The sequence below is a fragment of the Cupriavidus plantarum genome (assembly GCF_905397285.1).
Taxonomy (GTDB): Bacteria; Pseudomonadota; Gammaproteobacteria; order Burkholderiales; family Burkholderiaceae; genus Cupriavidus; species Cupriavidus plantarum.
This window is the reverse complement of record NZ_CAJPUX010000001.1, coordinates 1,892,584-1,904,284: the sequence shown is the minus strand read 5'-3', so window position 1 is coordinate 1,904,284 and position 11,701 is coordinate 1,892,584. Positions and strand designations below refer to the sequence as shown.

Here is an 11,701-nt window from a genome sequence, read left to right as displayed (position 1 = left end):
AACGATGCGAGTCGGGCTGTTTGCCACCTGCCTGGTGGACCTCATGCGCCCGGAGATTGGGTTCTCCGTGCTCAAGCTGCTGGAAAACGCCGGCTACGACGTCATGGTGCCGGAGGCGCAGACCTGCTGCGGCCAGCCGGCCTACAACTCGGGCGAGCGCGCGGTGTCGCGCGATCTGGCCGAGAAATTCCTGCGCGAGTTCGAGATGTTCGACTACGTCGTCGTTCCGTCGGGCTCCTGCGGCGGCATGATCCGCCATCACTACCACGATCTCCTGCGCGACGATCCCGAACTGCATGGCCGCTACGAGCGGCTGCGCGAGCGCGTGTTCGAATTGACCGACTTCCTCGTCAACGTGGCGAAGGTGCGTACGCTCGATTCCGGCTTCACGGGCCACATCACGTACCACGACTCCTGCTCGGGCCTGCGCGAGCTTGGCGTCAAGCAGCAGCCGCGCGAACTGCTCGGCCAGCTGCCGGGCGTGACGCTGACCGAGATGGACAAATGCGAGGCGTGCTGCGGGTTCGGCGGTACGTTCTCGGTCAAGTACGGCAATATCTCGACGGCCATCGTCGACGAGAAGTGCGCGAACATCAAGGCGAGCGGGGCCGATGCGGTGGTGCTCGGCGACCTCGGCTGCATGCTCAATATCGAAGGCCGCCTGCGCCGATCGGGCGACGATCGCACGCGCGTGCTGCACATCGCGCAGGTGCTGGCCGGCGACGCCTGACCCCTACGAGACCCTACGAGACGAGCCCCACGATGCAAGTCCACAGCATGGAATTCAAGGCGCGGGCCGGGCAGAAGCTTGCCGACCAGCGCCTGCAGCAGAACCTCAAGAAGCTCTCGACGAAGTTCGTGTCCGCGCGCGCGGAAGCGATTCAGGCCATCGATTTCGATGCCACGCGGGAAGCGCTGAAGGAGCGCCGCAATCGCGCGCTGGAAAACCTCGACGTCTGGCTCGCCACGTTCGAAGAAGCCGCGACGAAGCGCGGGGCCACGGTGCTCTATGCCGAGACCACGGCGGATGCCGCGAAGCTCGTCGCCGACATCGCGCGGAAGCATGGCGTGAAGAAGGTCATCAAGTCGAAGTCGATGGTGACCGAGGAGATGCGCCTCAACCAGGTGCTTGGCGAGATGGGCGTGCAGAGTATCGAGACCGATCTGGGCGAGTACATCCTGCAGATCAACGATTCGGAACCGCCGTCGCACATCATCGCGCCCGTGATCCACAAGGACAAGGACGAGGTCGCGGACCTGTTCGCGCGCGTTCACAACAAGCCGCGCCTGACGGACGTATCCGAGATGACGCGCGAAGCGCGCGGCGTGCTGAGGCCCGAGTTCCTGTCCGCCGACATGGGCGTGACGGGCGGCAACTTCGTTATCGCGGAGACGGGCTCGGTGGCTGTGGTGACCAACGAGGGCAACGAGGGCATGTGCACGATCATGCCGCGCGTGCACGTCGCCGTGACGGGCATCGAGAAGGTGCTGCCCACGCTGGAAGATCTGGCGACGGTCATGCGCCTGCTGCCGCGTTCGGCGACGGGGCAGGCCATCTCGAATTATTTCTCGCTGCTCACCGGTCCGCGCGCGGAGGGAGAGAAGGACGGTCCCGAGCATATGTACTTCGTGCTCGTCGATGGCGGCCGCAGCGGCCTGATCGGCGGCGAGTTCCAGGAGATGCTGCGCTGTATCCGTTGCGGCGCGTGCATGAACCACTGCCCCGTGTACCAGAAGATCGGCGGCCATGCATACGGCTGGGTGTATCCGGGACCGATGGGCAGCGTGCTGACGCCCAGCTATGTGGGCCTCGCCAATGCGGTCGATCTGCCGCAGGCGGCCACGCTGTGCGGCGAGTGCAACCGGGTGTGCCCGGCGTCGATTCCGCTGTCGGACCTGCTGCGCAAGCTGCGCGAGAAGCAGATGGAGCGTGGCCTGCGTCCCTGGCAGGAGCGCTTCGCGCTGCAGGCGTGGGGCTACGTGGCCAGGCGGCCCGCGCTCTATGCGTTTGTCACGCGCATTGGCGCACGCTTCCTGTCGCGGCTTGGCGGCCGCAGCCGCCTGATCGCGAACCTGCCGATGGCGGGCAAGGGCTGGACCGAAACGCGCGACATGCCCGCGCCGAGCGGGCGCACGTTCCGGGAGCTGTACAAGGAGAGGAGAGCGCGCGCATGAGCGGCAATACCACGACCCTCGCCACGATGCGCGAGGCGCTCGACCGGCATCTGCGCGGCGATCTCCCCGTCAACGGCCTGATTGCCGCGTGGCGCGAGGCTGCGCCGGCACTGGCCTTGCCGCCGGTGTTCGGGCAGGCGATGGAGGAACTGCTCCGCCGTCTGGAGATGTCCGCGGCCTTCGCGCAGGACAGTTGCTCGTTCTCGAGCACGGCGATTACGGACCAGCTCACGCGGTGGCTCGACAAGGCGGCAACGGTCTGAGGCTCGCTTTGTTGCGCCTCGTTGCTCACCGGGCAACGTTGTTTTCCCTAAGTTGCTGTTGCTCGAACGTGTCCGCTCTCCAACAATCCGTGACACAAACACACGGAGAGAGGAAGAGGATGCGCCATACCCCCTGCCATACTGCCCTTAGCATCGCCCGCGGCCTGTCCACCGCAGCCCGCCTGCTCGGACTGACCGGTCTGGTCGTCCTGCCGGCCGTCCTGCCGATCGTGGCGCACGCGGCCGAGACGTTCCCGAACAAGCCCGTCTCGATGCTCGTGGCATTCCCGCCCGGCGGTCCCGCCGACGTCGTCGCCCGCGCGATGCAGCCCGCGATGGCGAAGGTGCTGGGCCAGCCCGTGGTCATCGAGAACCTGCCCGGCGCGGGCGGCGCGCTGGCCATGCAGCGGCTGCTGAGCCGGCCGGCCGATGGCTATACGTTGATCATGGGCTCGCCCAACGAGGCCATCCTCACGCCGCTCGCGCTGGCCAGCGCGAAGTACAAGTCCGAAGAACTCGCGCTGGTAGCGCCGGTGTCGAACCACCCGCTCGTGCTGATGACGCGCAACGACCTGCCGTACACGTCGCTGGAGCAGATCGTCGCGGCCGGCAAGACGCCTGGCGCGCCGAGCCTGACCTTCGGCAATCCAGGCTACGGCACGATGTACCACATCGTCGCCGAGTACATGGCGAAGGCCACGGGCGCCAAGGTGCTGCAGGTGCCGTACAAGGGCGCGACGCCGATGCTTGCCGACCTGACGGGGCATCAGATCGACATGACGATCCTGCCGAACATCGGCGCCTCCACGCAGTTGCTGGAGACGCGCAAGATCAAGGCGGTGGCCGTGCTCGACACCCAGCGCATGCGCAACCTGCCGGACGTACCCGCAATCGGTGAAACGCAGGTCGCCAGGAAGTCCGAGTTTGTCTATTCCATCTGGATCGGCGTGATGGCGCGCGCGGGCATGCCCGCAGACCGCGCGCGCGTGCTGCTCGACGCGTCGCAGCAGGCGTTGCGCTCGCCGGAACTTGTCAAGGCGCTCGCCCTGTCCGGCGTGCAGCCGCTGCCCGCGCAGTCGCTCGAGACATCGGCGAAGTTCTACGCCGACGAGACCGCCAGGTTCCGCAAGATGGCCGCTTCGGTCGAGCTTGTGCCGCAGTAGCCCGCGAGCCTAAGCGGTGACGTCGCGCAGGAGGCGCGCGAGCACGGCATCGAACAGGGCGGGGGCCTCGCGGAACGGCGCATGGCCTACGTCAGGGAGCCGCAGGCAGCGGCCGCCCCACAAGTTGGCATAGGCGACGCGATCGATGTAATCCAGATTGACGAACCGATCGTTCGCGCCGTTGACGACGGCCAGCGGCACGGGCAGCGTCTCCACCAGCGCGCGCTGATCGACACCCGCGCCCGCGCGCGCGGCCTCGAACATCGTCTTGCGCGCAAGGCCGTCGGCACGCGCGATCGTCCGCCGCAGTTCCGCATCGAAGCTGTCGCCGAAGATCGCATGGCCGAAGGTTTCGATGTCTTCCGCCGAGAATTCCTGCTGGCTGCCCAGCCGCATGTGCGGGGCCGGAATGAAGCCGGCCGACATGTCGCGGCCCACGGGCGGCGTGCCGCAGATCAGCAGGCCGCGCACACCTCGATAATGCGCGGCGATCTCCAGCGCGATATGGCCGCCGAGCGACCAGCCCACCAGAACAACATCGTCTATGCCGAGCCGCGCGATGAGCTCGATGGCCACGTCGGCGAAACCGGGGCGTGTGTAGGTTCGAAGGGGATCGATGGCGTCCGCCGACCCGCCGTGGCCCGGCAGGTCGAACGCGATGAAGCGATAGGGCGCCGCGACCGTGCCCTGCATCTGGTGGCGGAACACCGCGCGGGATGAGGAATTGCCGTGGATCCATAGCACCGGTTGCGTGCCGTGGCCCGACTCTTCGAGCGCGATCTGTCCGTGGGAGGTTTGCAGCAGGTATTGGCGGGAGAGGGGGCGAGACATGGCGGTATCCGCGGGAGACGGTGCCAACCATGCTAGCCACAGTGACGTGGCCCGATTTTCACCGGGCCACGGATCTTGCCAAATGCAGAGCGAGGATCAGCCCAGCAGCAGCGCGTCGTCGTCGAGCTGTTCGTGGCGCGTCTGCTCGAACATCTTGAGCAGGTCCGGTACGTCCAGGCCCTTGCGCTGGTCGCCCGACACGTCGAGCACGACCTGGCCCTGATGCAGCATCACGGTGCGCTGGCCGTAGTCGAGCGCCTGACGCATGCTGTGCGTGACCATCATCGTCGTGAGCTTGCTTTCCTCGACGATGCGCGCCGTCAGTTCCAGCACGAACGCGGCCGTCTTCGGGTCCAGCGCGGCGGTATGTTCGTCGAGCAGCAGGATGCGCGACGGCTGCAGCGAGGCCATCAACAGGCTCACGGCCTGGCGCTGGCCGCCCGACAGCAGGCCGATGCGGTCCGTCAGGCGATTCTCGAGCCCGAGGTTCAGCAGGCGCAGCTTGTCGCGGAACAGTTCGCGCGACGCCCTGTTCAGTGCGCCGCGAAAACCGCGCCGCGTGCCACGCGCCATCGCGAGGGCCATGTTCTCCTCGATCGTGAGTGCCTCGCAGGTGCCCGCCATCGGGTCCTGGAACACGCGCGCCACCAGATGGGCACGGTCCCATGCGGGCTGCTTCGTGACGTCGGTCTCGTCGATCATGATGCGGCCGCCATCGACCATCTGGTCGCCGCTGATCGCATTGAGGAACGTCGATTTGCCCGCGCCATTGGAGCCGATGACCGCGACGAACTGGCCGCTCGGAATGTCGAGGCTCAGGCCGCGCAGCGCGCGCGTCTCGATCGGCGTGCCGGGATTGAAGGTGAGCTTCAGGTCGGTTGCGCGAAGCATGTCAGGCACCTCCGTTCTTGCGCGCGAACAGCTTCTTGCGCGTGGCCGGCAGCACCAGCGCGAGCGTCACCAGCGCGGCGGTCACGAGGTTCAGATCCTGCGCTTTGAGGCCGATGAAATCGCTGTTGAGCGCCAGCGCAATGAAGAAGCGATAAAGAATCGCGCCCAGCACCACGGCCAGCGTGACCCATACGAGCCGGCGTGCCGGCAGGATCGTCTCGCCAATGATCACGGCGGCCAGGCCGATCACGATGGTGCCGATGCCCATCGAGATATCGGAGCCGCCCTGCGTCTGCGCGAACAGCGCGCCGGCGAGCGCGACCAGCGCGTTCGACAACGCCATGCCCGCCAGCGTGGCGCGCCCCGTGGCGATGCCCTGCGCGCGCGCCATGCGCGGGTTGGCGCCGGTCGCGCGCATGGCCAGGCCCAGTTGCGAGGCGAAGAACCAGTCGAGCGCGAGCTTGGCGACGACCACGACCACGAACAGCAGCGCGGGACGCAGCACATAGTCGGGCAGCCATTCGGGCTGCAGGATCGTGAACAGCGTGGGCTCCGTGATCAGCGGGACATTGGGACGGCCCATGATGCGCAGGTTGATCGAGTACAGCGCGATCATCATCAGGATACTGGCGAGCAGATCCATGATCTTGAGGCGCACGTTGAGCCAGCCCGTGATGAATCCGGCCACGGCGCCCGCGGCGATCGCCAGCACGGTGGCGAGAAACGGGTCGTAGCCGGCCGAGATCAGCGTGGCCGCGACGGCGCCGCCGAGCGGAAAGCTGCCATCGACGGTCAGATCGGGAAAATTGAGGATGCGGAAGGAGATCAGCACCCCGAGGGCGACGAGACTGAAGATCAGGCCGATCTCCAGAGCGCCCAGCAGAGAGAAGAGGGACATGGAAAATCCTGTCGCGCGCCGGGGTGCGGGATCGCCGCGCCCCGGCCCGCAAGGCTTACTTGATGACGGTCTTGGCTTCCTTGACCAGTTCCGGCGACAGCGTCACGCCTTGCTTTTCGGCGGCGCCCGTATTCACGAACAGCTCGAGGTTGTCGGAGGTCTGCGAGGCGATCGCGCCGGGCTTCTCGCCCTTCAGGATGCGCACGACGACCTTGCCGGTCTGATGGCCGAGGTCGCCATAGTTGATGCCCAGCGCGGCCACGGCGCCACGCTTCACGCTGTCCGTATCGGCGGCCACGAGCGGAATCTTCGATTCGTTCGCTACCTTGACCAGCGCTTCATATGCGGACACCACATTGTTGTCGGTGTTCGTGTAGATGACGTCCACCTTGCCGGCAAGGCTCTTCGCGGCCGGGCCGATGTCCACGGTGCGCGGCGCGGCGGCTTCCTTCAGCGTCAGACCCTGCCTGGCCAGGATCTCCTTCAGTTCCTTGACCACGACCACCGAGTTGGCTTCACCGGGGTTATAGACCATGCCGACGGTCTTCGCCTTCGGTACCACGCGGCGGATCAGGTCCACCTGCTTGTCCAGCGGCAGCTTGTCCGAGACACCGGTCACGTTGGTGCCGCTCGCGCCCCAGGCCTTGACGAGCTGGGCGGCCACGGGATCGGTCACGCCCGAGTACACCACGGGCACCGTCTTGGTCGCGGCGACCACTGCCTGCGCCGACGGCGTGGCGATGGCGACGATCGCGTTCGGCTGGTCGCCGACGAACTTGCGCGCGATCTGCGCGGCCGTGCCGGTGTTGCCCTGCGCGCTCTGGTATTCCCACTTCAGGTTCTTGTCGGCGTCGTAGCCGGCGCTCTTCAGCTCGGCCCGCACGCCGTCGCGGATCGCGTCCAGCGCCGGGTGATCGACGATGGACAGTACCTTCACGGTCTGCGCCTGCACGGCGCCGCCGGCGAGCAGCGCGAGCGCGGTGGCCGCGCCGAGCGCGGTGCGCAGGAATGGGGAATGGGCAGATGCCTTGAGACGCAGCATGTCGTTGTTCTCCGCCAGAAAGATGGGAATTTGGTTCTCGGGAAGCCCGAGAGGATACCATTTTCGGCGGCGAGCCGGCCCTCTTTTAGTGCGGCGGTGCGGCATATCGTGCCGCAAATCGCTCCGGCGTGCGATTCGCGGCGCAGATTATTGCGCGAAAAATGGATTTTTGGCGCTTTTCAACACTGGGGGCCGAAGCCCGGCCGGGCTGGGGCGGTCAGCGCAGTGCGTTCGCGCAATCGCGCACCAACAGGGGGCCGCGATAGATCAGGCCGCTGTACACCTGGACGAGCTGCGCGCCCGCGTCGATCTTCGCGCGCGCATCGGCGCCGCTGAAGATGCCGCCCACGCCGACGATCGGCACCGCGTCGCCGACGACCGCGCGCAGCGCGCGCACGACGCGCGTGGAGGCGTCGAACACGGGCCGGCCCGACAGGCCGCCGGCTTCCTCGGCATGCGGCAGGCCCTTGACCGCGTCGCGCGAGATCGTCGTGTTCGTGGCGATCACGCCGTCGATGCCATGGCGGACCAGCGCATCGCCGATATTGCGGACCTGGTCGTCGTCGAGGTCCGGCGCGATCTTGAGCGCGAGCGGCACGTAGCGCTTGTGCTGGTCGGCCAGCCGCTGCTGCGCGGTGCGCAGCGTGGACAGGAGGCCGTCCAGTTCGCTCGCGCCCTGCAGCTGGCGCAGGTTCTTGGTGTTCGGCGAGGAAATGTTGACGGTGACGTAGCTCGCGTGCGGATAGACGCGCTCGAGGCAGTACAGGTAGTCGTCCACCGCGCGCTCGATCGGCGTGTCCGCGTTCTTGCCGATATTGAGGCCGAGCACGCCGCCTTCCGCCTTCCAGCGCGAAGCCCGCACGTTGGCAACGAAGGCATCGACGCCGCCGTTGTTGAAGCCCATGCGGTTGATCAGCGCATCCGCCCGCGGCAGGCGGAACATGCGCGGACGCGGATTGCCGGGCTGCGCGCGCGGCGTGACCGTGCCCACCTCGATGAAGCCGAAGCCGAGCGCGGCGAGGCCGTCGATATAGGCGCCATCCTTGTCGAGCCCCGCAGCGAGACCGACCGGGTTGGGAAAGGTCACGCCCATCACGGTGCGCGGGTTGTCGGCGATGCGGTTGCCGATGCAGCCGCCCAGCCCCATGCGATGGGCGCGCAGCAGGTTGTTCAGCGTGAAATGATGGGCGTCCTCCGCATCCATCGAGAACAGGGCGGGGCGGAACAGGGGGTAGAGCGCGTTGAGCACGGGGCGGTGAACGCGGCCGGCGCCGCGCGGAGTTCAGGTCAGGGCGGCATTGTACCGGCTGGCGTGTCCGGCTCGAAGGCCTGCCACTGGTTGCCCGTCAGGATCTGCAGCGGACGGAAGCGCGACTTGTAGGCCATCTTGCGGCTGTCCGCGATCCAGTAGCCCAGGTACAGGTGCGGCAGTCCGAGTTCGCGGGTCTGGTTGATCTGCCACAGGATGTTGTACGTGCCGTAGCTCGCGCCGACGGCGAGCGGATCGTAGAACGTGTAGACCGACGACAGCCCGTCGTCGAGGACGTCGATCATGCTGACCATGCGCAGCCGTCCCGCCTCGGGCGAGTCGGGCGGCTCGCGGAATTCGACGAGGCGCGAATTCACGCGGCTCTGCAGCAGGAACTGCTCGTACTGGTCGCGGCTGTCCTGATCCATGCCGCCGCCCGCGTGGCGCATCGACTGGTACAGCAGATACAGCGCGTAATGCTCTTCCACGTACGTCAGCGGCGCCACCAGCGCCTGCAGGCCGGCATGCTGCTTCCATGCGCGGCGCTGGCTGCGGTCGGCCTGGAACTGGTCGACGAGGACGCGGCAGGGCGTGCACGCGTGGCATTCGTCGCAATAGGGGCGATACGTGAAGATGCCGCTGCGCCGGAAGCCGGCCCGCACGAGGCGCGAATAGACGTCCGCATTGATGAGGTGGGCGGGGGTGGCCACCTGCGAGCGGGCCATGCGGCCGTCGAGGTAGCTGCAAGCGTATGGCGCTGTCGCATAAAACTGCAGCGCGGATAGCGGGAGTTCCTTTAGCTTGCTCATGGCGTCCGGGAATGGTGAGCCTGAACGCAGTCTAACAGAGCCGCCGGCAATCTTGCGTCAGGCCGCGTTGCCCCATGCCCAATGGTTCAGCACCGACTTGTCGAAGCGCCAGTCGGCGATTTCCGGCTGCGCGGCGGCGGCCCGGACATGCGCGAGGAAATCCGCGCGCGCGATGGGGCTGGCGCCCAGCGAGGCGAGGTGGTCGGTCTCCTGCTGGCAGTCGATCAGCGTGACGCCATGGCCGACGAGAAACGCGCATAACGCCGCGAGCGCGATCTTCGAGGCATCGGTGCGATGCGCGAACATCGATTCGCCATAGAACATGCGTCCGAGCGCCACGCCGTAGAGGCCGCCCACGCGCTGGCCCTCGTACCAGGTCTCCACCGAGTGCGCGAGGCCGTTGCGATGCAGTGCGCCGTACGCGGCCACGATCTCGTCGGTGATCCACGTGCCGAACTGGCCGTCGCGCGGCGTCATGGCGCAGGCGCGCATCACGGCGAGGAAATCCGCGTCGACGCGGATCTCCCAGGCGGGGTCGCGCAGTACGCGGCGCAGCGTCTTGCGCAGCGTGGCCGAGACGCGTAATGCGGCCGGCGCGAGGACCATGCGCGGATCCGTGCTCCACCAGAGCACGGGCTGTCCTTCGGAGTACCACGGGAAGATGCCCTGCCGATAGGCGAGCAGCAGGCGCTGCGGCGACAGGTCGCGGCTGGCCGCGAGCAGGCCGGGGGCGTCGGACGCAGGGCCCAGCGCCCGCTCGACGGGCGGAAACGGGTCCTGCGGGTCCAGCCAGATGATCATCGGTACATGCCCCCGGAAGGTCTCAGGGGGTGACGGTCGCCCGGCTCTCCAGGGGCCGCATGGGCTTGTCGATATCGAGGGTGTGCAGACGCCAGCTGCCGTCGGCGAGGCGGCCCGCCGCGCGGTCCGCGAAGAAACTGCGGAGCGTGTGGATCACGGTGGGGAACGCGAGGTCGTCCCACGGCATTTCGTCCTCGGTCACGAGCTTCACCTCGAGGCTTTCTTCGCCGGGAGCGAAGTCGAGGTCGTCCAGCGCCGCTAGATAGAACATGTGCACCTGATGCACATGCGGCACGTTCAGCATCGAGAACAGCTCGCCGATCCGCGCGCGCGCGCCGGCTTCCTCGAGGGTTTCACGCAAGGCGCCCTGCGCGGTGGTTTCGCCGATCTCCATGAAACCCGCGGGCAGCGTCCAGAAACCGTAGCGCGGCTCGATCGCGCGTTTGCAGATCAGGATCTTGTCTTCCCAGACCGGGATGGTGCCGACCACGTTGCGCGGATTCTCGTAGTGAATCGTGCCGCAGCTGTCGCACATGCTGCGGGGCCGGTTGTCGCCATCGGGTACGCGCAAGACGACCGCATGGCCGCAGTTCGAGCAGAATTTCATGAGGGGCGTCCGGAAGGAATGGCGCCAAGTGTATCACCGCGCCGCCGGCCGCCCTCATGGCGTTTCCACTGCCGTGTTGCCCGCTACCGTGTCACTGCGCTGCCTCGCGCGGCGGCGCGCGATCAACGGCCGCTGGTGCCCGACGTCCCCGGGGATCCCGGAACCGGCGTACCGGTGCCCGGCGCGGTCGTGCCCGTGCCCGGGGTCGTGCTCGGGGAGGTGCCCGACCGGCCCATGCTCGAGTCGGTGCCGCTACGCGGCGCCGTGCGATTGCTGTCGCGCGGCATGGTGCTGTCGCGGGCGCGGTCGCGCGCGCTGTTGGGTGTGCCCTGCATCGTGCCCGGCGTGGTGCCACGCGCGCCCGAAGGGTTGGTCGAGGGGGTGTCGCCGGGGCCCGTGGTGCCCGATGCGGTTCCCGTGCTCGTGCCCGGCGCGCCGCCCATGCCGGTGCCCGTGCCAGCGCTGCCGCCGCCCGAGCCCGCACCGCCGCCGCCTGCACCGCCGCCACCGCCACCGCCGCCGCCTTGTGCCAGCGCCGCGCCGCTCGCGAGCATCGCGCACGTCAGGGCCGCGGTGATCCACTTTGCCGAAGTCTTGCCCGAAGTCCTGCGATTGGAATTCGCCATGATCTTTGCTCCTCTTGGAAACGCGTGATGGAGCACAGACTTCCGCAAGACGCGTTCCTGCCGCTGGCGGGCGGCATGCGGCACTTATCGGCGTGCCGATTGCATATTGAACGTGTTGAAGGTGCAGTTGTTGCAGGCCGTGGACGTAAACTGCGGACGTAAAAAAACCCGCTGAGGCAATCAAGGCTGCTCAGCGGGTTTTTCGTATCGGGTGACGGTACGCAGTTAGTTGGTTGCGGGGGCAGGATTTGAACCTGCGACCTTCGGGTTATGAGCCCGACGAGCTGCCAGACTGCTCCACCCCGCGTCCGTCGAAGCTGAAATTATATGTCAGCTAATTTTGCAT

13 protein-coding genes and 1 tRNA gene are annotated in these 11,701 nt (G+C 67.2%); 4 read left to right on the top strand and 10 right to left on the bottom strand.

Features of this window, described 5'->3' with window-relative positions; genetic code table 11:
• The first annotated feature begins 4 nt into the window (after positions 1-4).
• The 4 genes from KHP16_RS08710 (at position 5) to KHP16_RS08695 (ending at position 3,601) form a co-directional block, all read left to right on the top strand.
• On the top strand, positions 5-730 hold the full coding sequence (locus KHP16_RS08710; protein WP_109580814.1) for a (Fe-S)-binding protein: 726 nt from the start codon (positions 5-7) through the stop codon (positions 728-730).
• Between the two features lie 32 nt (positions 731-762).
• Positions 763-2,175, top strand: a complete 1,413-nt coding sequence (locus KHP16_RS08705) for a LutB/LldF family L-lactate oxidation iron-sulfur protein (protein ID WP_115952455.1) — start codon at positions 763-765, stop codon at positions 2,173-2,175.
• On the top strand, positions 2,172-2,438 hold the full coding sequence (locus KHP16_RS08700) for a hypothetical protein (protein ID WP_121490764.1): 267 nt from the start codon (positions 2,172-2,174) through the stop codon (positions 2,436-2,438). The genes KHP16_RS08705 and KHP16_RS08700 overlap by 4 nt, the downstream gene beginning before the upstream one ends.
• Before the next feature lie 119 nt (positions 2,439-2,557).
• The gene (locus KHP16_RS08695; RefSeq protein WP_211959948.1) at positions 2,558-3,601 is read left to right on the top strand and encodes a tripartite tricarboxylate transporter substrate binding protein; all 1,044 of its coding nucleotides are present in this window, start codon (positions 2,558-2,560) and stop codon (positions 3,599-3,601) included.
• 9 nt (positions 3,602-3,610) lie between these two features.
• Here the strand turns inward: KHP16_RS08695 and KHP16_RS08690 are convergent, their stop codons facing one another.
• From KHP16_RS08690 to KHP16_RS08645, 10 genes are all read right to left on the bottom strand, one after another.
• Positions 3,611-4,432 carry an alpha/beta fold hydrolase gene (locus tag KHP16_RS08690; RefSeq protein ID WP_211959947.1) on the bottom strand — a complete coding sequence of 274 codons (822 nt, stop codon included), beginning with the start codon at positions 4,430-4,432 and terminating at the stop codon, positions 3,611-3,613.
• 96 nt (positions 4,433-4,528) lie between these two features.
• Positions 4,529-5,323 carry an ABC transporter ATP-binding protein gene (locus tag KHP16_RS08685; protein ID WP_115952452.1) on the bottom strand — a complete coding sequence of 265 codons (795 nt, stop codon included), beginning with the start codon at positions 5,321-5,323 and terminating at the stop codon, positions 4,529-4,531.
• Position 5,324: 1 nt separating this feature from the next.
• Complete coding sequence (locus KHP16_RS08680; protein WP_109580820.1) at positions 5,325-6,221, bottom strand: ABC transporter permease; 897 nt, start codon at positions 6,219-6,221, stop codon at positions 5,325-5,327.
• 55 nt (positions 6,222-6,276) lie between these two features.
• Entirely contained in the window at positions 6,277-7,263 is a 987-nt protein-coding gene (locus tag KHP16_RS08675) for an ABC transporter substrate-binding protein (RefSeq protein WP_109580821.1), read from the bottom strand.
• 217 nt (positions 7,264-7,480) lie between these two features.
• Positions 7,481-8,512, bottom strand: a complete 1,032-nt coding sequence (locus KHP16_RS08670; RefSeq protein ID WP_109580822.1) for a quinone-dependent dihydroorotate dehydrogenase — start codon at positions 8,510-8,512, stop codon at positions 7,481-7,483.
• A gap of 38 nt (positions 8,513-8,550) precedes the next feature.
• The gene (locus KHP16_RS08665; protein ID WP_179593402.1) at positions 8,551-9,321 is read right to left on the bottom strand and encodes an arginyltransferase; all 771 of its coding nucleotides are present in this window, start codon (positions 9,319-9,321) and stop codon (positions 8,551-8,553) included.
• A gap of 57 nt (positions 9,322-9,378) precedes the next feature.
• Positions 9,379-10,122 carry a leucyl/phenylalanyl-tRNA--protein transferase gene (gene aat, locus KHP16_RS08660; RefSeq protein ID WP_109580824.1) on the bottom strand — a complete coding sequence of 248 codons (744 nt, stop codon included), beginning with the start codon at positions 10,120-10,122 and terminating at the stop codon, positions 9,379-9,381.
• Positions 10,123-10,144: 22 nt separating this feature from the next.
• Positions 10,145-10,729, bottom strand: a complete 585-nt coding sequence (locus KHP16_RS08655) for an NUDIX hydrolase (RefSeq protein ID WP_115952449.1) — start codon at positions 10,727-10,729, stop codon at positions 10,145-10,147.
• A 122-nt stretch (positions 10,730-10,851) separates the two neighbouring features.
• Positions 10,852-11,355 (bottom strand): hypothetical protein, encoded by a 504-nt coding sequence (locus KHP16_RS08650; RefSeq protein WP_244835690.1) that lies wholly within the window; start codon positions 11,353-11,355, stop codon positions 10,852-10,854.
• Positions 11,356-11,585: 230 nt separating this feature from the next.
• Positions 11,586-11,662, bottom strand: a tRNA-Met gene (locus KHP16_RS08645).
• Positions 11,663-11,701: the final 39 nt, after the last annotated feature.